Genomic DNA, 230 nt, shown 5'->3' on the forward strand with positions numbered 1-230 from the left:
GAGAAAAAGCGGGCCCATGGCTGAAACAATGGACCTTGCTGATCGAAAAAGCAGTGGTCGAACGCCGCTTGGCCAATGATAAAGAACGGATAAAGGACTGGTTCATAGATGAATATCACCGTCACACATAAATTGGCGACTCGGCTATTGGAAGCAGGGGAGCAGCCGGTCTCCGGCCAGCAATTGGCCGAAGAATTCGGGGTTTCCAGAACGGCCATTTGGAAGCATAT

The 230-nt window shown here is 50.9% G+C and carries 1 protein-coding gene; it reads left to right on the plus strand.

Features of this window, described 5'->3' with window-relative positions; translation table 11 throughout:
• Window positions 1-108: 108 nt before the first annotated feature.
• Window positions 109-230, plus strand: a 122-nt coding sequence (locus SB775_RS34430; protein ID WP_410865776.1) for an HTH domain-containing protein, incomplete at its 3' end; no start/stop codon positions are given.

It is taken from the genome of Peribacillus sp. SIMBA_075 (assembly GCF_046534585.1).